Genomic DNA, 20,935 nt, shown 5'->3' on the forward strand with positions numbered 1-20,935 from the left:
AAATAACATGCCTGTAATTACCCTGCCTGACGGTAGCAAACGTGAATTTGCTAATCCGGTAACTGTATTTGAAGTGGCTGCCGATATCGGCGCTGGCCTGGCGAAAGCCGCACTGGCCGGTAAAGTTGACGGCAAGCCGGTTGATACCTCCTTCACCATTGAAAATGATGCTGACCTGGCGATCATCACTGCGCGTGATGAAGAGGGTCTGGAAGTCATTCGCCACTCTACGGCGCATCTGATGGCGATGGCGGTACAGGAACTGTTCCCGGGGGCTCAGGTCACCATCGGGCCTGTTATTGAAGATGGTTTCTACTACGATTTTGCCTACGAACGTCCATTCACTCCGGAAGATCTGGAGAAGATTGAGAAGAAAATGGCGGAACTGGCTAAGCAGAACCTGCCGGTCAGCCGTTCTCTGATGAGTCGTGATGAAGCGACCAAAATGTTCGATGAGATGGGCGAGAAGTATAAGGTTGAACTGCTGCAGGCAGTGCCGGATGCAGAAGATCTCTCATTTTACTCACAGGGCGACTTTATCGACCTCTGCCGTGGCCCGCACGTTCCGTCTACCGGGCATATTAAAGCGTTCAAGCTGATGAAAGTGGCGGGTGCGTACTGGCGTGGTGATTCCAGCAACGAGATGCTGCAGCGTATCTACGGTACTGCCTGGGGTGACAAAAAAGAGCTTAAGGCTTATCTGCATCGCCTTGAAGAAGCGGAAAAGCGTGACCACCGTAAGCTGGGCAAACAGTTGAATATGTTCCACCTGCAGGAAGAAGCTCCGGGTATGGTGTTCTGGCACCCTAATGGCTGGACTCTGTATCAGCAGATCGAACAGTACATGCGTCAGAAGCAGCGTCAGCATGGTTATGATGAGATCAAAACCCCGCAGGTTGTGGAACGTACACTGTGGGAAAAATCCGGTCACTGGGATAAGTTCTCTGACGAGATGTTTACTACTCACTCAGAGAACCACGATTTTGCCATCAAGCCGATGAACTGCCCGTGTCACGTACAGGTCTTCAATCAGGGGATCCGTTCTTACCGTGACCTGCCACTGCGTCTGGCTGAGTTTGGTTGCTGTCACCGTAATGAACCGTCCGGCGCCCTGCACGGGATTATGCGTGTACGTGGTTTTGTTCAGGATGATGCTCATATCTTCTGTGCTGAAGATTCCATTCAGTCTGAAGTAGCGCGTTTTATCGAATTTCTTGATGAAGTCTACGCAGACTTTGGTTTCACTGAGGTGATCTACAAGCTGTCTACCCGTCCGGAGCAGCGCGTAGGTTCTGATGAAGTCTGGGATAAAGCTGAGAAAGCACTGGCGGATGCGCTGGATGCTGCGGGCCTTGAATGGCAGGAACTGCCGGGTGAGGGTGCGTTCTATGGTCCTAAGATTGAGTTCTCTCTGAAAGACTGTCTGGGTCGTGTATGGCAGTGCGGTACCATTCAGGTGGACTTCTCGATGCCAGGTCGCCTGGGTGCTCAGTTTGTTAACGAACAGGGTGAACGTGAAACACCGGTGATGTTGCATCGTGCTATCCTGGGTTCATTCGAGCGCTTTATCGGTATTCTGATCGAAAACTTTGCCGGTGCACTGCCGACCTGGCTGTCCCCGGTACAGGCTGTGGTGATGAATATTACCGACAAACAGGCTGATTATTGTGAAAAAGTTGTCCAAAATCTTGAAAATAAAGGTTTCAGGGCAGAGTCGGACTTGAGAAATGAGAAGATCGGCTTTAAAATTCGCGAGCGTACTTTACAGAAGGTTCCATACCTCCTTGTAATTGGCGATAAAGAAGTAGAGGCAGGCGCGGTTGCCGTGCGTACCCGTACAGGTGAAGACCTGGGATCTATGCCTCTTGAAGAATTTGTAAACCTTCTTGGCAGTGATGTCGCCAGGAAAGGTCGTCAGGACTAATAAGTCTAAATAGAGTCAGGAGATACGACTATCAGGCGTGATAACAGAAGGGGCGCTCGCAGAGAGGAGCCCATGATCAATGAGAATCTACTGAAAGTAACTAAACAGTGCAGGCTTATTGGTCCAGACGGAACACAGATTGGCATCGTACCGGTAAATGACGCTCTTGAGGCAGCTCAGGAAGCGGGACTTGATCTGGTGAAAATCTCTGAAGCTGACCCCATCGTTTGTAAAGTGATGGACTATGGCAAGCATCTTTATGAAATGAAGAAGCAGAAAAATGAAGCCAAGAAAAAGCAGCATCAGGTCCAGATTAAGGAAGTGAAATTCCGTCCTAATACGGAAGAAGGTGATTATCAGGTAAAACTACGCAACCTGATACGTTTCCTTGAAGCAGGAGACAAAGCCAAGATAACCCTGCGTTATCGAGGCCGTGAGATGGCCCATCAGGAACTGGGTATGCAGCTCCTCCAACGTATTGAAAAAGAGTTGGAAGAGATGAGTACCGTAGAACAGCGTCCGAAGATGGAAGGCCGTCAACTGGTCATGGTGCTGGCTCCGAAGAAGAAAAAGTAACTCGTTACTTTCACTGACCCGTGACTGACTTGAATAAAGTCAGCTACGGGTTTTGTTGTTTGTTTCGGGTGAAAAAATTAAACGAATGCGTGGAGATTTATGTAATGCCTAAGATTAAATCTTGCCGTGGCGCGGCAAAGCGTTTCAAGAAAACCGCTAACGGTTTCAAACACAAGCAGTCTTTCACTAGTCACATTCTGACTAAGAAATCTACTAAGCGTAAGCGTCAGCTTCGCCCAATGCTGCAGGTTCATGCTGCAGACAAGGCGCTGGTTCGTCGCATGCTGCCTTATATTTGATCGATTTTTTAGTTAACAGAATTTAGAGGAAGAAAGACATGGCTCGTGTAAAACGTGGTGTGATTGCCCGTCGTCGTCATAAGAAGGTCCTGAAGAAAGCAAAAGGTTACTACGGTGCTCGTAGCCGAGTATTCCGCGTTGCTAAACAGGCGGTTATCAAAGCTGGTCAGTACGCATACCGCGACCGTCGTCAGCGTAAGCGTCAGTTCCGCGCTCTGTGGATTGCACGTATCAACGCTGGTGCGCGCCTGAACGGTCTGTCTTACAGCCGTTTCATCGCTGGTCTGAAAAAAGCTGACATCGAGATCGACCGTAAGGTTCTGGCGGACCTGGCTGTTCACGAAGCTGGCGCATTTACTGCCATCGTAGAGAAAGCGAAAGCTGCTCTGGCGTAAGGCACCCAGTGTCGTGTAAACGACCACTTTTAAAATAGGGGAAGGGTGCAAGCTCTTCCCCTATTTTTTCGGTTTTTTTGCCCAGCTTGCAGCGTGTTAGCTCGGCAAAGTGACTGAATTGAAACAGATTATCTCCTGATAGTTGGAGCCGGATAATGGAAAACATTCAAAGCCTTTTGGCAGCAGGCAGCGAAGCTGTTGCCAAGGCAACCTCAACCCAGACCCTGGACGAGGTTCGTGTTCAGTACCTGGGTAAAAAAGGTGAACTGACAGCCCTGCTGAAAGGTCTGGGTAAACTCTCTGCTGAAGAGCGCCCGCAGGCAGGTGCCAAAATCAATGAAGCCAAACAGGCGCTGCAGGAAGAGATCAATGCCCGTAAAGCGGTGCTGGAATCTGCTGCGCTCGAAGCCAAACTGGCTGCGGAGACGATTGATGTGACCCTGCCGGGTCGTGGTCAGGAGCTGGGTGGTCTGCACCCGGTGACCAAGACCATGGAGCGGATCGAGGAGTTTTTTGCTTCCATTGGCTACAGCGTTGAGGAAGGCCCGGAGATTGAAGATGATTATCACAACTTCGAGGCCCTGAATATTCCGTCGCACCATCCGGCACGTGCGATGCACGATACCTTCTATTTCAATGCCAACACCCTGCTGCGTACCCACACCTCCGGTGTTCAGGTGCGGACCATGGAAACCCAGCAGCCGCCGTTGCGGATTATCTGCCCGGGTCGTGTTTACCGTTGCGATTATGATCAGACCCACTCGCCGATGTTCCATCAGGTGGAAGGACTGATTGTGGATAAAGATATCAGTTTTGCTGACCTGAAAGGCACGCTGGAACAGTTCCTGCGCGCTTTCTTTGAAGAAGATGTACGGGTTCGTTTCCGCCCATCTTACTTTCCGTTTACTGAGCCATCCATCGAGGTGGATATCGATCGTGGTGACGGCAAATGGCTTGAGGTTCTGGGCTGCGGTATGGTCCACCCTAAAGTGTTTGAGTACTCCGGCATTGATCCTGAAGAGTACACCGGCTTTGCTTTCGGTATGGGGGTCGAGCGTCTGGCGATGCTGCGCTACGGCGTAAATGACCTGCGTCTGTTCTTTGAAAACGACCTGCGTTTCCTGAATCAGTTCAACTGATCAGCAGAAACATGTCAGCGGTAATAAACAGAATTTTCGGGAAAGCAAAATGAAATTCAGTGAAAGTTGGTTACGTGAACTGGTCAATCCGGCAGTAGATACTCAGGGGATTGTTGATCAGATCACTATGGCAGGTCTGGAAGTAGATGAAGTAGAACCTGCAGCAAAAGATTTCAGTAACGTGGTTGTGGGCGAGATCCTCACGGCGGAACAGCATCCGAATGCAGATAAGCTGCAGGTTTGCACGGTCAGCGATGGCAGTGAAGAGTTTCAGGTGGTCTGCGGTGCGCCGAACGCCCGCGCCGGACTGAAAACTGCCTACGCAAAAGTGGGTGCGGTCCTGCCAACGCCGGACGGAAAAGAATTTAAGATCAAAAAGGCGAAACTGCGTCAGGTCGAATCCTTCGGCATGCTTTGCGCTGAAGATGAGCTGGGTATTTCTGACGACCACGGCGGCATTATGGAACTGCCTGCGGATGCGCCGGTAGGTAGCTGTATCCGTGAATACCTGAGCCTGAACGATCAGATTATCGATGTGGATCTGACACCTAACCGGGGTGACTGCCTGAGTATTACCGGTCTGGCACGTGAAGTAGGTGTGCTGAACAAAGCACCGGTCACCTTTGTTGCGGATAACGAAACTGCGCCGGTTATTGATGACACTTTCCCGGTTGAGCTCAAAGATGCGGCGGATTGCCCGCGATATGTGGGTCGTGTGATCCGCAATATCAATCCACAGGCGGAAACACCGTTGTGGATGAAGCAGAAACTGGAACGTTCCGGTGTGCGCAGTATCGATCCGGTGGTTGATGTAACCAACTACGTGTTGCTCGAACTGGGTCAGCCGATGCATGCATTTGATCTGGACAAACTGTCCGGGGAGATCGTTGTACGTCGTGCTGTACAGGGTGAGAAGCTGACGCTGCTGGATGGTCAGGAGATCGAACTGAATGCAGATACACTGGCGATTACCGATGCTTCCGGCCCTGTTGCAATGGCCGGTATCATGGGCGGCGAGCCGACCAGTGTGACCGAAGAAACGCGGAACATCTTCCTCGAAAGCGCGTTCTTTAATCCAATCTCTATCGCGGGACGTGCCCGTTCCTACGGTCTGCATACAGACTCTTCGCACCGCTTCGAGCGGGGCGTGGACTGGCAGCTACAGAGCCGTGCAATCAACCGTGCCAGCGAGCTGCTGCTGGAGATCGTGGGTGGTGAAGCCGGTCCTGTGGTTGAAACCGTGAATGAAGATGAGCTGCCTGCGGCGCGTCAGGTGTTCCTGCGTCACAGCAAGGTAAACAGCATGCTGGCTTTTGAAATGCCGGCGGCTGAAATTGAAGAGATTCTGACACGTCTCGGTCTGGGTGTAGAGAAAACATCCACCGAGGGTGAGTGGCATGTGGCGGTTCCGTCTTACCGTTTTGATATCGCCATCGAAGTGGATCTGATCGAAGAGCTGGCGCGTGTATACGGGTATAACAACCTGCCTGTTCGCACCCCTACGGCGTCGATGCCGATTAAAGAGCGAGATGAAACTCAGGTGTCGATCCAGCAGGTGCGCCGTGCGCTGATCGCACTGGGCTATCAGGAAGCGATTACTTACAGCTTTATCGAAGCGGGTCTGGCAAAACAGTTCGACGACCAGTATGACGCGATTGCACTGGCTAACCCGATCTCTGCTGAGATGGCTGTTATGCGTACGACAATCTGGCCGGGTCTGGTTAAAGCACTGCAGTATAACCAGAACCGTCAGCAGAGCCGTGTGCGTCTGTTTGAGAGCGGTCAGCGCTTCCTGCCGACCTCTGGTGACGAGATCGTTCAGGAGAACGTGGTTGCAGGCCTACTGGCGGGTAGTCGTGTGCCTGAAGGCTGGCAGGGCGGTAAAGATCAGGTTGATTTTTATGATATGAAGGGCGATCTGGAAAGCCTGCTGGCACTGGGTGGTGCGGCTGAAGAGTTCAGCTTCGTTGCCGGTCAGCACGTTGCGCTGCACCCGGGTCAGACCGCGCAGATCCTGCGTAATGGTGAAGCGGTCGGTTATGTGGGTGCTCTGCATCCGAACCTGATTAAAGCACTGGGCCTGAATGCTCCTGTCTACCTGTTTGAAATTAATCAGGCAGCCCTGTGTCGTGGCAGCCTCTCTTCCTATGCCGAAATTTCAAAATTCCCGGAGTCCCGTCGTGACCTGGCGTTGATCGTGGATGAGAAAACTGCGTTCGATGAGATCCGCAAGCTGGTACAAAAGCAGGCCGGTGAATTTATCAAACAGGTTACACTGTTTGACGTTTATCAGGGGCAAGGTATTGAATCAGGAAGAAAAAGTCTTGCTCTGGGCTTGACGTGGCAGCATCCTTCGCGCACTCTTAATGATGAAGAAATAAACAACGCAATCGATGCGGTTGTTACTGCACTGGCCAGTGAGTTTGGTGCCTCATTGCGAGAGTAAGCAGCAAAGGTGATAGATCATGGGCTCGTTAACAAAAGCTGAAATGGCTGAACGCCTGAATGAAGAGCTGGGTTTGAATAAACGTGAAGCCAAGGAGATGGTGGAGTCGTTCTTTGATGAGATCCGCGCTTGCTTAGCGAGTAACGAGCAGGTAAAGCTGTCTGGTTTTGGGAACTTTGATCTTCGAGATAAGCGCCAGAGGCCAGGCAGAAACCCGAAAACCGGGGAGGAAGTACCGATCTCGGCGCGCCGGGTGGTGACTTTTCGACCCGGTCAGAAACTGAAGGACCGTGTCGAAACCTATGCTGGAGACGGAGCAGAGTAACGACTCCAACCCGATCCCGGGTAAGCGTTATTTCACCATTGGCGAAGTGGCTAAACTTTGTGACCTTAAAGCGCATGTGCTGCGCTACTGGGAGAAGGAGTTCAGCCAGATTTCGCCGGTCAAGCGCAACAATCGCCGTTATTATCAGCGGCAGGATGTGTTGCTGATCAGACAGATTAAAAGCCTTTTGCACGATCAGGGTTACACTCTGAGCGGGGCCAAGCAGTACCTCTCCGGTGAGAACAATGAAGAGGATCAGACTCAGTACAAGCAACTGCTGAGGCAGACCATTGCTGAACTTGAGGAAATACTTGAAACCCTCAGGAGGGATTAACCGGTAACCTTCGGTGGCGGTGAAAAAGCTTCACAACATCAAATGGTTAGGATAGTATACCGGTCCGCTGAATGAGAATGTTCAGCTCAGTGTCGGTGTGTAGCGCAGCCTGGTAGCGCATCGTCATGGGGTGGCGAGGGTCGGAGGTTCGAATCCTCTCACACCGACCAATTTAATAAAGAAACCGACCTTGTGTCGGTTTTTTATTAAATAAAATCAGCAGAGGATTCGTTCGAGCCGAGCGGAGCGAGACAACGCTGCGTCAGCAGCGGCCCGGAGGGCGAGGCGCAGTTTAGCCGAGTTATTCCTCTCACACCGACCAATTTAATAAAGAAACCGACCTTGTGTCGGTTTTTTATTAAATAAAATCAGCAGAGGATTCGTTCGAGCCGAGCGGAGCGAGACAACGCTGCGCCAGCAGCGGCCCGGAGGGCGAGGCGTAGTTTAGCCGAGTTATTCCTCTCACACCGACCAATTTAATAAAGAAACCGACCTTGTGTCGGTTTTTTATTGCCTGTTGGCTTGAGATGGATTATTCCCGGATTGTGCTTTTTCTGTGGGAAGCTGCCTCCAGCACGAAGGCATTGTGCAGATCAGTTCAGGAACGGTCGGCGTGAGACACGCCTCTTACAAGGGTATCAATGGTGGTGGGAGCGCCGTCCCGGCACGAAGGCATAGCTAAGAGCCGGGAACGACTGGCGTGAAATGCGCTACCTGCCTAGTGCAGCCCCAGAAAACGACCGGGTTTCAACCTGTCAGGAATCATCCTTTCGATCTTTTTACGTGCCTCCTGCAAGGGTGGGGCAGATGGCAGGGGAGGCAGGTGGGCTCTGATCTCCTCCAGCGGCGAAGGGCTGTCCGGGTTTTGCTCGGTCAGTGAGTGGGTAATCAGTTGCTTGAGCGGTTGAATATTGTTGGCCAGCCGCAGTGTTGCTTTACGCGCCAGCTTGGCCGCCAGACTTTCATTGGTAAACAATCCCACTACCAGATTAGTGCCGTGGTACAGCACGCGGGTGGTACGCATCTGTTCCCGTTCATAGGCCTGCAGGATCGCCTCACCGGCGAAGTCTTCACCTTCAGCAACGGCATTCATGATCTGTTTTGCCAGTGTCGCCTGACCTTTCAGGCCCAGATTAAAACCGTGGGCTGTGACCGGGTGCATCCCTACTGCGGCATCGCCGATCAGGGCGAAGCGGCGGGATACAAACTGATTGGCATGCACCGCAACCAGCGGGTAAACGTGACGCTTTCCGAGGAGCTTCATCTCACCCAGCAGGCCATCCAGTTGCTGTTCGATGGTCTGGTTAAATTCTGTGTCACTCATGTCTGCATAGCTTTGAGCGTCGCGGCTATTCACGGTAACCACGATGGATGAACGGTTTCCATTCATCGGAAGAATCGCGGTGGTGCGGCCGTAGTGGAAGCATTCAAACGCGGTCTGCTGGTGTGGCTGGCTATGCTCCATACGGCAGACGATAGCGCTGCGGGAGAAGTCGCGCATGGTGGCGGACAAGCCCATCTTGCGGCGCATTTCAGAAAAGCGGGTGTCAGCGGCCACAATCAGACGGGCATGCAGAGTCTGACCATTATTCAGGCCCACCGACCCCCACTCCTGATCGGTGCTGATCTGTTCCACTGCGGTTTCGCTGATCAGCTCTACCGATGGATGCGCACAGAGTTCTTCATAACAGGCCTTGCGGATATGGTGATTGGGTACCAGATAACCCAGTGCATCCAGCCCCGGCTGGTTGTTATCGAAATTCAGGCTGTAGCTGGAGCCTCCATCAAATACCTTCGCCGCCTCGATAGGGGAGATGGCTTCCGCGGGTAGTCGCTGCCAGACGCCACTGGTTTTCATCAATTCGACAGACTGATGGGTCAGGGCGATCTCGCGGCCATCTTCTGCCGGGTCGGCGAGGGTTGCAGCAGAGCTGCGTTCGATAATACCGACCCGGAGTGGCAGTTCAGCCAGAGAGCGGGCAAAACTGAGGCCTGCCGGGCCCGCGCCGATAATCAAAATGTCGTAGTGGGAGCTTGTGTCTGTCACCGCAGTCGCCCTCTTGCTCGAGCTTAAATAAAGCCTCCACTCTACCTTTTCTGCTATGAATGACATGGATATAAATCAACGAATTGCTGTTAATCTGTCATAAGTGAGCAAACCAAAGCGATGGGTTCAGGAGCAGAAAGTGTCAATCGAAAATGACTCACCACAGGATATGGCAATGCAGGAGGCTGCAGAGCGTTCCACATTAGCGCATTATGATCAGGTAGCTGAGCAGTTCTGGTTGGGGACCCGTGAGCATGATGTGAGTCAGAATATAGCAGCGTTACTCAGCGCACTGCCTGCTGAGCGACCTCTGAAAATACTGGATCTGGGCTGTGGCCCGGGTCGGGATCTTATTCAGTTTACAGCGCTGGGGCATCATGCGGTGGGGCTTGATGGCAGTGAGTCATTTTGTCAGATGGCGCGGGAAAATAGCGGCTGCACGGTATTGAAACAGTCCTTTCTGGAGCTGGATCTGGGAGAGGCTGAATATGATGGCATTTTCGCCAATGCTTCGCTGTTTCATGTGCCTCGTCCTGCGTTGCCGGAGGTGTTGAGGCACTGTCACCGCAGTTTGGTGGAAGGCGGGGTATTGTTCAGCTCTAACCCCCGCGGCAACCGCGAAGGCTGGAATGGTCAGCGCTATGGTAACTACATGGAATATGATGAGAGTGCTGAGCGGTTACACCAGGCCGGTTTTGAGATCATTGAGCATTACTACAGGCCCGCGGGTTTACCCCGGTCGCAGCAGCCCTGGCTGGCCATTGTAGCGCGTAAGTGCTGACCTCAGCCGTCGATCCCTTTTCTTACCCAGGTTTGCCATTTCAGTTCTTCATTGCGGATCAGGCGTTTGATACTGCGAATCAGAGCCTGAAACTCCACTGCGTCAACCAGATACCAGATCAACCAGGCAACCGGTGCAAATAACAGCAGGCGCTGGTGGTATCTGGGCTGATAATCGTAGCTGGCCTGAAAGCTGATCAGGAGCGAAATAAGGCAGATGGCCAGCCCCAGACTGAGGTAGTCGCCGGTGATGGCGACGTAGGCAAAAAATGCTGTCAGCAACGGCAGTTCCAGAAACAGCAGTATCTCAGCATAGAGAGCCGTGGGAAGAAGTAGCCAGGAGAGATAGCGGTTGCGGCTCTGGCTGCTGTTGAAAAACAGTGAACGGTGTTTATAAAACGTCTGAAAGCGGCCGTATTTCCAGCGCAGGCGTTGATTGCATAACCCTTTCAGATCGGAGGGGCCTTCAGTGTAGATGATCGCGTTGGGTGCATAGCGGCATTTATAACCCCGTGCCAGTAGTCGGGTCGAAAGCTCGATATCCTCAGTGATAATGGAGTGATCAAAGCCACCTTCCTGACGCAGGATGTCGGTGCGGTAGGCTGCTGCAGCACCGCCGATGATATACACCGCATTAAACACTGAATCGGCGCGTTTCATAAAGAACCCGCACAGGTACTCCAGTTGCTGGATCAGGCCCAGCCCGGCGTAACGGTTACCGATAGCAACGTTACCGGCAGCGGCTGCAACCTCCGGGTCGGCAAAAGGGCGTACCAGATTTTCAATCGCTTTCGGGTGCATCAGGCTGTCGGCATCAATGGTAATAATAATCTCACCACTGGCCAGTGGCAGCGCCTGGTTCAGGGCGTTAGCCTTGCCGCCATTCTCCAGAGGCAGATAGCGAACCCGGGCCTCTCCACTGGCAGGCTGCCCGGCGAGAAAATCGGTAATCAGCGAATGTGTATTATCGGTTGAACCATCGTTGATAACGATCACTTCAAGCCCGGGGTAGTGGGTTGCCAGTACCGATTCGATCGTACGGATAATACCGACTTCCTCATTCCATGCCGGAATCAGAACCGTCACGCTGGGTGTGCTTTGCACCGGGAAGCGGCGTGTGCGCAGCCAGTCGACTACGCCTGAAAAGGGAGAGACCGCTAACTGGATCAGGAATTTGATCAGGACAGGCAGCAACAGAACGCCAATAACGATCCTCAGCAGAGACATCATCTCTGAAGGTTGTCCTTGCTGGGTAAACGCCAGCATAACGATGATGGCGGTGATGGCGTAAGCGATTAAGGTGTTGCAGACTGCGCGATTTGACAGGCGTCCGGTGGTTGGCATTTTGATCTCTCAGAGGTAAAAAGCCTCAGCGCTTGAGGCGCAAGGATTATGCGCTTAGTTGGTTTCTGAATAAAGCATTATTTGCAGCCGCAAGAGGGCCGGGAATGGGGCGTATTGAAGAGGGGGAAAGTGCCTCCGGCGCCCGCTAACGGGCGCCGAAAACCTGTTGATCAGAGTGTAACTGCTGCAAACCAGCCAAACACCAGTAATGGCAGGTTGTAGTGCAGGAATGTGGGTACCACAGAGTCCCAGATGTGGTTATGTTGCCCGTCTACGTTCAGACCTGCTGTGGGGCCCAGAGTAGAGTCGGATGCAGGTGAGCCGGCATCACCCAGTGCAGCGGCAGTGCCTACGAGGGCGACAATGGCCAGCGGGCTGAAGCCGAGTTGCATGGCCAGTGGCACATAGATCGCGGCAATAATCGGGATGGTCGAAAAAGAAGAGCCGATGCCCATGGTAATCAGCAGGCCAACCAGCAACATGAGGAAGGCAGCCAGCGGCTTATTATTGCCAATCAGGTCGACCGAGCTGCTGACCAGCGTTGCGATCTCGCCGGTCTCTTTCAGTACCTGTGCAAAACCTGCAGCAGCAATCATGATAAAACCGATGGTGGCCATCATCTTCATTCCGTCGGTGAGCAGGCCGTCTGATTCATTCCAGCGCACAACACCGGTAACCGAAAACAGAAGAAAGCCAAGCAGTGCGCCCATCACCATTGAGTCGGTATAAAGCTGGGTGACAAAGGCAACGCTGATAGAAGCGATGGCGATCAGGATATTTTTTCTGCTCTGCGGCTGGGTACTCTCTTCAACCGCAGCAATCTTTTCGATGTTGTAGCGCCGCTTACCCCGGTAGCTGATAAATACAGCAATCAGCAGGCCAAAGATCATTCCGGCAGCGGGAATGCTCATCGCTTCCACAACAGAAATCCCGCTGATATCCAGACCACCGTTACTGATATTTTTCAGCAGAATCTCATTCAGGAAGATGCCACCAAAGCCCACCGGCAGGAACATATAGGGTGTCACCAGGCCGAAGGTCAGAACGCAGGCGATCAGGCGGCGGTCGATCTGCATTTTACTCATGGCCAGCAGAAGCGGCGGAACCAGCAGTGGAATAAATGCAATATGGATCGGCATGATGTTCTGAGAGGAGATCGCTACCAGCAGAATCACCAGCAGCAGGGCGTTTTTGACCCACTTAACCCGTGCCGGGTCCGGGTTCTGTCCCAGCAATGTGACCACCCGGCCCGCGAGGGCGTGGGGCAGACCTGACTGAGCAATGGCTACGGCAAAGCCACCGAGCAGGGCATAGCTCAGGGCAACGCTGGCGCCGCCACCGATTCCCGAGTTAAATGCATCGATCGTTGCCTGCAGGCTGAGGCCACCGCTCAGGCCGCCGGCCAGTGCGCCGATCAGCAAAGCGATCACGACATGAGTGCGTAGTAGGCTGAGAATCAGCATAACCAGTACGGCGATAATGACTGCGTTCATAAGGTAACGGTCCACTCCCGATTAGAAAAAAAGGCCGCACAATGGGCTAAAGTCCCGGTCAGGTCAATATTCGCTAAAGCAAAAAGTGAGTCTTGCGGAATAGCGTTGCAGGGGCGGCTGAATCTGATACTCCGGGTGGGTTTATCAGGAGAAAATACTGCACTGAATCGGTTAAATAATGGCCTCTCGACAGCCACCCCCGGCTCAGACAAAAAACAGTTATCCCTGTTTTTCAGCGAAGCATGTATGCTTTAGGTTGTCTGTATAACGCGAAGTTGGAGTAACAGATGGATTCCCGGAAGATCATTATTCTTGATGATGAAGAGATGATGTTGCGCAGTCTCGAGCGGCGTTTCAAAACCGAAGCCCGTAACTACGATGTACACTGCTTTACCTCAGTAAAAGCGGCGCTGGCTGAGCTGGAACAGGGCGAGTGTTATGCCTTTATCAGTGATGTGAAAATGCCTCTGCTCAGCGGTGATCAGGTGATTACCTATATCAGTCAGAAATATCCTGAGCAGGCCTGTCTGGTGATTACCGGTCAGGCAGAACGGGAAGAGATACGGCGGATTGTGCAGGCGGGTAACGTGGGCAGTATTCTGCTGAAACCACTGGAGTTTGATAAGTTGCTGGAGGCACTTGAGAATATCTCAGCGCCTGCAGCAGAGCCGGATGCAGAAGGTTAAAGGTGTCACATATGCCCAGTAGTGCACAGGATCGGTTCAGATTTGCCGCGGTGATTCTTGCAGGAGGAGAGGGCGCGCGGATGGAAGGGCGTGACAAAGGGCTGGTGGATTTTCACAATCAGCCGATGATTAGCTGGACTCTGAGCAAGGTCGCACCGCTGACCGATCGGGTGCTGATCAGTTGTAATCGAAACAGATCCGCTTACGCGCGTTTCGGCTTTCCTCTGGTGAATGATCTGGTGAGCGGTTTTCAGGGGCCGTTAGCCGGCGTGCAGGCAGCCATGGCTGAGCTGGATTCGAGCTATACGCACCTGTTACTCCTGCCCTGTGACACCCCGCTGCTGGAAGCGGCTCAGATCAGTTTCCTGTTGCAGCAGGCGGAAGAGAATCCCAGATCAATCACGTTGTTAGCCAATGGTGACCAGCCACAGTTTCTGCATGCCGTGATTCCGTTGTGTTATCGGGACAATCTGACGCGCTGGCTGGGACGTGGTGAACGGGCGGTTTACCGCTGGTATCGCCAGTTTCCGATGCATCAGCTTGATCTGGGTGAGGAGAGCCCGCAATTGCGAAACTTTAACACCCTGAGCGATCTGGACTGACGTCATCCGGCTGAGTGCATCTGTTTCTATTAAGGGCAGGGTAATGGCTAATGTATAAAGGAAGGATCAGAAGTTGAACTTCTTGCCGCTGTCTTTTTCCTGCTCCTCGGCCACCCGTTTTTCTTCATTCAGCCTGTCGATCTCTTCGGCCAGTTGGGTCAGGTGAGTTCTGATCTCATAGAGCTGCCGGTCGAGAGACTGGTTATGGTTCAGGTTCTGTAATTTGCTGAAGCAACTACGGTAATGGTGGATCACCACTTCCGGACCGCGCTGTTGCTCGGTCTCTATCGCGCTCATCAGGTCAATATCCACTTCCACCCGTGCATAGAGACGACGGGCTTCTTTGGTCAGTTTGTCGGCCACATCGCCTTTGATCTCGCCTTTATTCTTCAGTTCAGCAATAAACTGGGCGAACTCTTTTATAACCCCAAGCGCACGTGAGGCTTCAATAGAGGTAGGGAACACCGTCATGGAACCGCTCGGATGGCTGACGGCATCCTGAATACTGCTGGCTGCGGCTTTGAATGCGGCCTGTTGAGAGCGGTTGCTCTCGCTGCCGTCCAGCTCGACTACCGCATCCCAGCGCACCTCAAGATATTTCACCAGCAGTGCGCGGATATCGCTGGTCATCAGAATGGGGGGGAACGACTCAAACAGATGTGAGGCCCGGCGAATGGCTGTTTTGAGACCGATCAGGCGCAGGTTACGCTCGCGTTTCTTGTTTTCGATATCCTGAACAGCAAAACCGATCCCTGCCATCACGGCAACACCAAGCAGAATGATTAAAGCAATATAGGTCGGGCTCATTGAGGCTGGGATCCTGATTCAGCAGCTTACTTTGCGCAGCCAGTGGGCGTTGCATTCGGGGTAACCTGTACAAAGTTTAACACTATCTAAAAAGCTGTTGATTTTGTACATAAAAAAATAAAAAAAGTACTTGAACTCAAAAATGGCTGTCAGTACTATATGCCCCGCTTTGAGGCGATGCCTCAGCTCAGCGTCCCATTCGTCTAGTGGTCTAGGACACCGCCCTTTCACGGCGGTAACAGGGGTTCGAACCCCCTATGGGACGCCATTCTCTCTTTTTGAGAATATGCGGGAATAGCTCAGTGGTAGAGCACAACCTTGCCAAGGTTGGGGTCGCGAGTTCGAACCTCGTTTCCCGCTCCAGAACTTGTTTCCTGAGAAGCCAGCAACTGCTGGTTTTTTTGTGCCTGAAATCCGCCTTCTCAGCACTTTTCGTAAGCGGGGCAGGAGAGCGGCTTACACGCCTTCACCTCTGCACTGACCGTTCCGTCTACCCTTCTCTTAATTCGCTTAATTACCAACGAGTTAGGATAAAAAATAAGCAGCTTTCTGAATCGTGTGTGAGATTTAACCGGCGCCGGGAAAAGTGTCATTTTTTCTTAAAAATAGGCTTGACCCTCAGGAATCAGTTCTTTAATATACGCGCCTCCTCACAAGGGAACACGTTCTCAGGTAAGGAAATACAGCGTCCCATTCGTCTAGTGGTCTAGGACACCGCCCTTTCACGGCGGTAACAGGGGTTCGAACCCCCTATGGGACGCCATTCTCTCTTTTGAGAATATGCGGGAATAGCTCAGTGGTAGAGCACAACCTTGCCAAGGTTGGGGTCGCGAGTTCGAACCTCGTTTCCCGCTCCAGACTCTGCGAGTCTTACAATTTGTTGCGTCCCATTCGTCTAGTGGTCTAGGACACCGCCCTTTCACGGCGGTAACAGGGGTTCGAACCCCCTATGGGACGCCATTCTCTCTTTTGAGAATATGCGGGAATAGCTCAGTGGTAGAGCACAACCTTGCCAAGGTTGGGGTCGCGAGTTCGAACCTCGTTTCCCGCTCCAGACTCTCCGGGTCTTACAATTTGTTGCGTCCCATTCGTCTAGTGGTCTAGGACACCGCCCTTTCACGGCGGTAACAGGGGTTCGAACCCCCTATGGGACGCCATTTCTCTCCTGCCTTTTTTTCCTGTTAAGATTATCCACAAGATAAGCAGTTTTATTCTGTTTAGGCTAAGCTGAATTGAAGTTTATGGTCACCTGTTATCGGTTTCACCGCTGACCGGGGCCTCGTCACAGGATGTGGTTGGCTGCATAGTATGATCAGAGTACTGGTTTTATTACTGCTGTTGTTGCCAAAAATGGCTCTCTCAGAGGTGATCGTTAATCGAAGCGTACAGCTGGATACGGTCAGTCAGCAGTACTTACTTTCAATTTTCTCCATGCGAACGCGCATCTGGCCCGATGGTCAGCCTGTGCACGTGTTTATTCTCGCCCCTGAACGTAACGAACATAAAACGTTTGTGAAGCAGGAGCTGGGTATTTTCCCCTATAAACTACTGAATATCTGGGATCGGGCGTTGTTCTCCGGCTCCGGGCAATCCCCTGTGGTGGTAGAAACTGAAACGGAAATGTTGCAACGGGTTGCCGCTACGCAGGGTGCCATCGGTTATATGAGCAGTAATGAGGGAGGTGGACCGGATGTTAAATCCCTGCGGGTTGATTAGATTATTGTTACTGCTGGTGACTGGTTTTTCTACCGTCTTATGGGCGGATGAGGTGGAAGTGAACGGGTTTATCACTCAGGGCTACTTTTATACCAGTGATAATCAGTTTAACGGCAACAGTGAGTCCGGCAGTTTCGATTTCCGCGAGCTGGCACTGAATGCCTCCTGGCGGATTTCGGATGAATTGCTGTTAACCGGTCAGGTGATGTCGCGCCGGGCCGGTGAGGTGGATGATGGTGATCTGGCGGTGGATTATGCGATGCTGGATTATCGTTTTTTTGAAGGGCAGCGCAGCTCTCTGGGGATCGGGGTTGGCCGGATTAAGCATCCCTTTGGTTTCTACAATAAAACCCGGGATGTGGCTTTTACCCGGCCTTCTATTGTCCTGCCCCAGTCGATCTATTTCGATAAAGCCCGAAATCTCGAGCTTTCTGCTGATGGTGTACGGCTTTATGGTCAGCACCTTTTCGATACTGGTGTACTGGAGTCAGAACTGGTGGTGGGCTGGCCAAAGCGGGATGTTAATGTCGAATACGCTTATCTCGGCCAGGACTGGCCCGGACGCTTTGAAGACAGTGCCGGTTTAGTGTGGAACACTCAGCTCAGCAGCAGTGATTATGCCTGGATTGGAGGCCTGACACTGGGCAGGCTGAACCTGGAATATGACAGCCCGTCACCTGCGCCGGGCGCACCGGGCAGCGGTGATCTGGATATCAATCTGGCGGTGCTGTCGTTGCAATATAATCTGGAGGACTGGAGTTTTACCGGTGAATACTTCCGCCAGGATGTTGACTGGACCGGTCTCGGCGGTGTGTTTGCCCTGATCGGGGAGAACGAAAGCGAGTCTTTTTATCTGCAGGTGGAGCACCGCCTGAGTGATCAGCTGAGCGTGTTTTTGCGGCGGGATATGCTCTACCTTAACCGGAATGACCGGGATGGCAAAACCGCATCTGCACTGCTTGGCATTCCTGCTCATACTCAGTATGCCTTTGACTGGACGCTTGGTGTTGGCTGGCAGCCATCGCGTAACTGGTTGTTCAGGGCTGAATGGCACCGGGTAGAGGGGAGCGGCTGGCTTGCCTCTCAGGAAAACCCTGATCTGTCCTCATTGGAAGAGGATTGGGATATGTTCACCCTACAGGCCACTTACAGGTTTTAATCATGCCTCCGATAAAGTCTATGGACAGATCTTTTTTCAGTTTGCGGTGGAAAGTGTTTATCAATCTGCTGCTGGTGTTGGCCGTGGTGCACTTGCTGTATGGCTATTTCTCCTATTGGCAGATGAATCAGCGAGCGGCTTCAGATCGGGAGGTCGCGTTCGAACGTGACCTGTTCTCCCTGCAGGGGTTGCTGGAGTCATCTTATAATCGTTTGCAGGAACTGGGGGAGATGATTCCGCTGGTGGTGGAATCCGGCTCAGAGCGGGAACCGGGCGCGGAGAATTTTATGCGTTCGGTGCGGCGCTTTTTCCCGGATCTGTTACTCAGTGGTTCTGTCGATGCCCTCTACCTTTATGATGCCGCCGGTGTGATCTATGAGCGGCAGGGCATTACGGTCAGTTTTCCGGAGCAGGTGGTGCTCGACGTGATCCGCGATGAAGCGCCGGTTAAATATTTTCATTGCCGTGAAGCCTGTCTGCGCTTTGTCGCGCTTCCGGTGCAACTGGATCAGGGACAAACCGGAGTACTGGTGGTCGGCCGCGAAATGCGTGACGTGATCATCGATTTCAAACGTCTGCGCGGTCGTGATATCGGGCTGGCGCTGCAGCCCTCGGGCATGGGTGAGTCAGACCGGTTGTGGAAACTTGAGCTGAAGTATCTGACCGAGAAGCAGGAGAATATCAACCTGCTGGAAAATCTGGTGCGGCAGTATTCGATTCCGGCGGACGGTGGCATGTATGAGCTTGAAGCCAATGACCGGATCTATCAGGTGATGCTGAAAACACCCACCGGCGCCCGGCCGGGCCAGGCATACTGGATCCTGATTGAGGATAATACCGACAGCTATCTGGCAGCGCGAAACGATCTGATTCAGCGTTTTCTGATCGCCGGTGCGGGGTTATTCCTGGCTTCTCTGTTCCAACTGGCGGTGCTCAGATCACCTTTGCGGATGCTGTCTGAGATCTCGGCATTGCTGCCTTTGCTCGCCCACAGTGCTTATGAAGAGATTCGTGAGCGGCTTGGTATTATCAAGCGGCGCAGTTACTACCGCGATGAGCTGGACCTTCTGGGGGACAGTACACAGGAGCTGTCTTACAAGCTGGAACAACTGGAAACGTCGCTGATGGAGCGGGCGCAGAACCTGTCGGAGCGCTCCGTACAGTTGGAAGCGGAAAGGGATTTTGTCACCAACCTGCTGGATACCGCGGAAACCATCATTCTCACGCTGGACAGTCAGGGCAAAATTATGACCCTGAACCGTTTTGGTCAGGAACTGCTCGGATTAACCGCCGCGGAGGCAAAAGCGCTGACGTTCCTTGACCTGAACCATGAGCCTAAAAAACGTGAATTGCATCGTGATTCACTGGAAGACCTGCTGAATCACCACCAGCAGCGGGTACAGATCGAGTCCGGGATACGCTCCAGCACGGGCAAAATGTTGCAGGTCTCCTGGTTTCACTCCATCCTCAATTCGCCGGACAGTGAATCACGGGTATTGTCGATCGGGCTCGATTTTACCGAACGTCTGCAGGCGGAAAAACGGCTGGTATGGATGGCCAACCACGACCCGCTGACAGCGCTGCCCAATCGCCTTTTATTTAACGAAAAAGTCTCTCAGGCGATCAGCCGGGCTGATGAAAGCAGTGATCTGATCGCGGTGCTGTTCTGTGATCTGGACTCTTTTAAGGATGTGAATGACTCGCTGGGTCATCCGGTTGGTGATGAGCTGCTGCAACAGGCTGCTGAGCGGATTCAGCATGTGATTCGTAATCAGGGGGTGCTGGCCCGGCTGGGTGGAGATGAGTTCACTGTTCTGCTAGAGGGCTACACGCAGGTGCAGGAGATTGAGAGGATCGCACAGCAGATTCTGAAGATCTTCCGCCAGTCCTTTATTATCGATGGCTATGAGATTTTCAGTACGATCAGTATCGGTATCTCGCTGTTCCCGGAGCACGGTCGTGATGTGATCAGCCTGATTCAGTGCGCCGACGTGGCCATGTTTGACGCCAAAGAAAACGGCAAAAGTCAGATGCGCTTCTATCACGATGAACAGGGTAGCCAGCGCTATGAACGCTTCTCACTGGTTAACGACCTGCGCAAGGCGCTGGATAAAGGCGAGTTTCGTCTGTTCTATCAGCCTCAGGTCGATGCCCGCAGCGGAAATGTGATGGGGGTCGAGGCGTTGTTGCGCTGGGAGCACAGTGAGGCCGGTATGATCTCACCCGCCAAATTTATCCCGCTGGCCGAGGAGCAGGGGCTGATTGTGCCTATCGGTGAATGGGTGTTGGAGGAGGCCTGCCGGAATGCTAAATCATGGCACGATCAGGGTATGGATATCCGGGTTGGGGTTAATATCGCCGGCCAGCAGATTATGCATGAAAGCCTGTTGCCGACTGTGCGCAGAGTCATTCGTGATACCGGGATCGATCCGGGGCTGCTGGATCTGGAGGTAACGGAGAATTTCCTCTTACGTCAGTCTGAGGTGACGATTCCTAAGCTGCATAAGTTCCGGGAGATGGGCGTATCCCTGTCGATGGATGATTTCGGTACCGGCTTTTCATCGCTCAGTTACCTGAAAAAACTGCCCCTGAACACCCTGAAGATCGATCAGAGTTTTGTGCGTGATATCGGGGTCGATCCGGAAGGCGAGGCGATCGTTAAAGCGATTATCGTACTGGCCAAGAGCCTCGGTCTTGAGGCTCTTGCTGAGGGGGTCGAAACCAGTGAGCAGCTTTCCTATCTGCGGATTCATGGCTGCCACCTGATTCAGGGTTTCTACTTCAGTCGCCCTCTGCCATCAGAGGAGCTGCCGGAGTTTATAATGAGTCAGGCGGTGGAGATCAGCTAGGTTCTTCAGGTACA

At 52.7% G+C, this 20,935-nt stretch carries 18 protein-coding genes, 8 tRNA genes and 2 other RNA genes; 24 read left to right on the forward strand and 4 right to left on the reverse strand.

Going from position 1 to position 20,935, the window contains the following annotated elements; genetic code table 11:
• The first annotated feature begins 7 nt into the window (after window positions 1-7).
• The 11 genes from thrS (at window position 8) to QUD59_RS12730 (ending at window position 7,911) form a co-directional block, all read left to right on the forward strand.
• Window positions 8-1,924: a threonine--tRNA ligase gene (thrS, locus tag QUD59_RS12680; RefSeq protein ID WP_286237436.1), complete on the forward strand. Its 1,917-nt coding sequence runs from the start codon at window positions 8-10 to the stop codon at window positions 1,922-1,924.
• Window positions 1,925-1,996: 72 nt separating this feature from the next.
• The gene (infC, locus tag QUD59_RS12685) at window positions 1,997-2,500 is read left to right on the forward strand and encodes a translation initiation factor IF-3 (RefSeq protein WP_286237437.1); all 504 of its coding nucleotides are present in this window, start codon (window positions 1,997-1,999) and stop codon (window positions 2,498-2,500) included.
• A gap of 104 nt (window positions 2,501-2,604) precedes the next feature.
• A complete protein-coding gene (rpmI, locus tag QUD59_RS12690) occupies window positions 2,605-2,799 on the forward strand; it encodes a 50S ribosomal protein L35 (RefSeq protein ID WP_275816201.1) in 195 nt (64 codons plus the stop codon).
• Between the two features lie 38 nt (window positions 2,800-2,837).
• Window positions 2,838-3,194, forward strand: a complete 357-nt coding sequence (gene rplT, locus QUD59_RS12695) for a 50S ribosomal protein L20 (protein ID WP_286237440.1) — start codon at window positions 2,838-2,840, stop codon at window positions 3,192-3,194.
• A gap of 155 nt (window positions 3,195-3,349) precedes the next feature.
• Complete coding sequence (gene pheS / locus QUD59_RS12700) at window positions 3,350-4,333, forward strand: phenylalanine--tRNA ligase subunit alpha (protein ID WP_286237441.1); 984 nt, start codon at window positions 3,350-3,352, stop codon at window positions 4,331-4,333.
• Window positions 4,334-4,382: 49 nt separating this feature from the next.
• Entirely contained in the window at window positions 4,383-6,779 is a 2,397-nt protein-coding gene (gene pheT / locus QUD59_RS12705) for a phenylalanine--tRNA ligase subunit beta (protein WP_286237442.1), read from the forward strand.
• Window positions 6,780-6,798: 19 nt separating this feature from the next.
• Complete coding sequence (ihfA, locus tag QUD59_RS12710) at window positions 6,799-7,104, forward strand: integration host factor subunit alpha (protein WP_286237443.1); 306 nt, start codon at window positions 6,799-6,801, stop codon at window positions 7,102-7,104.
• On the forward strand, window positions 7,082-7,438 hold the full coding sequence (locus tag QUD59_RS12715) for a MerR family transcriptional regulator (RefSeq protein WP_286241030.1): 357 nt from the start codon (window positions 7,082-7,084) through the stop codon (window positions 7,436-7,438). Before ihfA ends, QUD59_RS12715 begins: the two co-directional genes overlap by 23 nt.
• A 93-nt stretch (window positions 7,439-7,531) precedes the next feature.
• Window positions 7,532-7,608: transfer RNA gene (locus QUD59_RS12720), tRNA-Pro, on the forward strand.
• A gap of 36 nt (window positions 7,609-7,644) precedes the next feature.
• Window positions 7,645-7,759: non-coding RNA, RtT sRNA (locus tag QUD59_RS12725), on the forward strand.
• 37 nt (window positions 7,760-7,796) lie between these two features.
• Window positions 7,797-7,911, forward strand: a non-coding RNA gene (locus tag QUD59_RS12730) — RtT sRNA.
• A gap of 245 nt (window positions 7,912-8,156) precedes the next feature.
• Here the strand turns inward: QUD59_RS12730 and ubiM are convergent.
• Complete coding sequence (ubiM, locus tag QUD59_RS12735; protein ID WP_286237444.1) at window positions 8,157-9,485, reverse strand: 5-demethoxyubiquinol-8 5-hydroxylase UbiM; 1,329 nt, start codon at window positions 9,483-9,485, stop codon at window positions 8,157-8,159.
• 139 nt (window positions 9,486-9,624) lie between these two features.
• On the opposite strand from ubiM, the gene QUD59_RS12740 reads away from it, so the two are divergent.
• Window positions 9,625-10,266 carry a class I SAM-dependent DNA methyltransferase gene (locus QUD59_RS12740; protein WP_286237445.1) on the forward strand — a complete coding sequence of 214 codons (642 nt, stop codon included), beginning with the start codon at window positions 9,625-9,627 and terminating at the stop codon, window positions 10,264-10,266.
• A gap of 2 nt (window positions 10,267-10,268) precedes the next feature.
• Here QUD59_RS12740 and QUD59_RS12745 read toward each other — a convergent pair whose 3' ends face one another.
• Window positions 10,269-11,609: a glycosyltransferase family 2 protein gene (locus tag QUD59_RS12745; RefSeq protein ID WP_286237446.1), complete on the reverse strand. Its 1,341-nt coding sequence runs from the start codon at window positions 11,607-11,609 to the stop codon at window positions 10,269-10,271.
• Window positions 11,610-11,779: 170 nt separating this feature from the next.
• A complete protein-coding gene (locus tag QUD59_RS12750) occupies window positions 11,780-13,102 on the reverse strand; it encodes a Na+/H+ antiporter family protein (RefSeq protein WP_286237448.1) in 1,323 nt (440 codons plus the stop codon).
• A gap of 287 nt (window positions 13,103-13,389) precedes the next feature.
• Between QUD59_RS12750 and QUD59_RS12755 the strand changes: the two genes are divergently transcribed.
• Together QUD59_RS12755 and mobA are read left to right on the forward strand one after the other, a co-directional pair.
• Window positions 13,390-13,788, forward strand: a complete 399-nt coding sequence (locus QUD59_RS12755) for a response regulator (RefSeq protein WP_286237449.1) — start codon at window positions 13,390-13,392, stop codon at window positions 13,786-13,788.
• 11 nt (window positions 13,789-13,799) lie between these two features.
• Window positions 13,800-14,390, forward strand: coding sequence for a molybdenum cofactor guanylyltransferase MobA (gene mobA / locus QUD59_RS12760; RefSeq protein WP_286237450.1), 591 nt, complete (start codon window positions 13,800-13,802; stop codon window positions 14,388-14,390).
• Between the two features lie 66 nt (window positions 14,391-14,456).
• Here mobA and QUD59_RS12765 read toward each other — a convergent pair whose 3' ends face one another.
• Window positions 14,457-15,197, reverse strand: a complete 741-nt coding sequence (locus QUD59_RS12765) for a hypothetical protein (protein WP_286237452.1) — start codon at window positions 15,195-15,197, stop codon at window positions 14,457-14,459.
• A gap of 192 nt (window positions 15,198-15,389) precedes the next feature.
• On the opposite strand from QUD59_RS12765, the gene QUD59_RS12770 reads away from it, so the two are divergent.
• The 10 genes from QUD59_RS12770 to QUD59_RS12815 all read left to right on the forward strand — a co-directional run bounded on the left by QUD59_RS12770 (window position 15,390) and on the right by QUD59_RS12815 (window position 20,921).
• Window positions 15,390-15,465, forward strand: a tRNA-Glu gene (locus QUD59_RS12770).
• 20 nt (window positions 15,466-15,485) lie between these two features.
• A tRNA-Gly gene (locus tag QUD59_RS12775) sits at window positions 15,486-15,560 on the forward strand.
• A 324-nt stretch (window positions 15,561-15,884) separates the two neighbouring features.
• A tRNA-Glu gene (locus tag QUD59_RS12780) sits at window positions 15,885-15,960 on the forward strand.
• A 19-nt stretch (window positions 15,961-15,979) separates the two neighbouring features.
• Window positions 15,980-16,054: transfer RNA gene (locus QUD59_RS12785), tRNA-Gly, on the forward strand.
• 27 nt (window positions 16,055-16,081) lie between these two features.
• Window positions 16,082-16,157: transfer RNA gene (locus tag QUD59_RS12790), tRNA-Glu, on the forward strand.
• Window positions 16,158-16,176: 19 nt separating this feature from the next.
• Window positions 16,177-16,251: transfer RNA gene (locus tag QUD59_RS12795), tRNA-Gly, on the forward strand.
• Between the two features lie 27 nt (window positions 16,252-16,278).
• A tRNA-Glu gene (locus QUD59_RS12800) sits at window positions 16,279-16,354 on the forward strand.
• A gap of 151 nt (window positions 16,355-16,505) precedes the next feature.
• Window positions 16,506-16,913 (forward strand): type 2 periplasmic-binding domain-containing protein, encoded by a 408-nt coding sequence (locus QUD59_RS12805; RefSeq protein WP_286237453.1) that lies wholly within the window; start codon window positions 16,506-16,508, stop codon window positions 16,911-16,913.
• Window positions 16,888-18,072, forward strand: a complete 1,185-nt coding sequence (locus QUD59_RS12810) for a TonB-dependent receptor (RefSeq protein ID WP_286237454.1) — start codon at window positions 16,888-16,890, stop codon at window positions 18,070-18,072. Before QUD59_RS12805 ends, QUD59_RS12810 begins: the two co-directional genes overlap by 26 nt.
• A 53-nt stretch (window positions 18,073-18,125) precedes the next feature.
• Complete coding sequence (locus tag QUD59_RS12815; RefSeq protein WP_286237456.1) at window positions 18,126-20,921, forward strand: bifunctional diguanylate cyclase/phosphodiesterase; 2,796 nt, start codon at window positions 18,126-18,128, stop codon at window positions 20,919-20,921.
• Window positions 20,922-20,935: the final 14 nt, after the last annotated feature.

The sequence above is a fragment of the Neptuniibacter halophilus genome (assembly GCF_030295765.1).
Lineage (GTDB): Bacteria > Pseudomonadota > Gammaproteobacteria > Pseudomonadales > Balneatricaceae > Neptuniibacter > Neptuniibacter halophilus.